The sequence below is a fragment of the Streptomyces javensis genome, from assembly GCF_039525925.1.
Taxonomy (GTDB): domain Bacteria; phylum Actinomycetota; class Actinomycetes; order Streptomycetales; family Streptomycetaceae; genus Streptomyces; species Streptomyces asiaticus.
In genome coordinates, this window is sequence record NZ_BAAAIF010000239.1 from 1 (window position 1) to 1,391 (window position 1,391).

Here is a 1,391-nt window from a genome sequence, read left to right on the forward strand (position 1 = left end):
GTGGCGGCGTGATGGTGAGGTGTTCGCCGAGGTTGGGCTTCCGGAGGAGGAGCGGGAGCGGGCGGGGCAGTTTGGTCTGCATCCGGCGTTGTTTGATGCTGCGTTGCATGCGTTGGGTGTGAGTGAGGGTCTGGCGGGTGGTTCGGGGAGTCTGTTGCCGTTCTCCTGGCGTGGGTTCGCGCTGGATGCGGTGGGTGCGACGGCGTTGCGGGTGCGGTTGGCGTCGGTGGGTGCGGGGTCGGGTGCGGTGTCGGTGTTGGTGGGGGATGAGTCGGGGCGTGGGGTGGCGTCGGTTGAGTCGTTGGTGTTGCGTCCGGTTGACGCGGATCAGCTGAATGCTGTGGGTGGGGCGGCGCGGGATGCGTTGTTCCGGCTGGAGTGGGTGGATGCGCCGGGGGTGGTGGCGGGTGGTGAGGTGGCGCCGGGGGCTGAGGTTGTGCGGGTGGTTTCCGGTGGTGTGGATGTGGTGGGTGAGGTGTATGGGCGGGTTCTTGAGGTTCTGGAGCGGGTGCAGGGGTGGTTGGCGGATGGGGAGCGGGCGGGTGAGCGGTTGGTGGTGGTGACCCGTGGTGCTGTTGATGTGGGTGAGGGTGTGGCGGATATGGCGGGGTCCGCGGTGTGGGGTCTGGTGCGGTCCGCGCAGGCGGAGAACCCTGGGCGTTTGGTGTTGGTGGACACCGATGATGTGGAGGGTGTCGGGGGTGTGCTTTCCGGGGTGCTGGCTTTGGGTGAGGAGCAGGTGGTGGTGCGGTCGGGTGCGGTACGGATACCGCGCCTGGGCCGGGTGCCGTCGCCGGGCACGGTGGAGCCGGGTGGGTTTGGCTCGGGTGCGGTGCTGGTGACGGGTGGCACGGGTGTGCTGGGCGGCTTGGTGGTCCGGCATCTGGTCGCGCGCCACGGGGTCGGGAAGCTGGTGTTGCTCTCCCGTCGTGGTGCGGAGGCCGAGGGTGCTGCGGAGCTGCGGGCTGAGCTGGAGGCGGCTGGGGCCGAGGTGGTGATCGCGGCGTGTGATGCTGCTGATCGTGAGGCTCTGGCCGGGGTGTTGTCGGGGTTGCCGGATGGCTTCGCGTTGAGTGGTGTGGTGCATGCGGCGGGTGTGTTGGATGACGGGTTGTTGACGTCGTTGACGCGTGAGCGGGTTGAGCGGGTGCTGCGGGCGAAGGTGGACGCGGCCTGGAACCTGCACGAGCTGACGGCCGGGCTGGACCTGTCGGCGTTCGTGCTGTTCTCCTCCGCTGCCGGTGTGATGGGTAGTGCGGGGCAGAGCAACTACGCGGCGGCGAATGTGTTCCTGGACGGTCTGGCGTCGTGGCGCCGGGCGCAGGGGCTGCCGGGTGTGTCGATGGCGTGGGGTCTGTGGGCCGAGGCCAGCGGCATGACCGGACACCTCG

The 1,391-nt window shown here is 69.2% G+C and carries 1 protein-coding gene; it reads left to right on the plus strand.

From position 1 onward, the window contains the following. Window positions 1-1,391: SDR family oxidoreductase (locus ABD329_RS47745; RefSeq protein WP_425574484.1), on the plus strand; the 1,391-nt coding region annotated here is incomplete at both ends.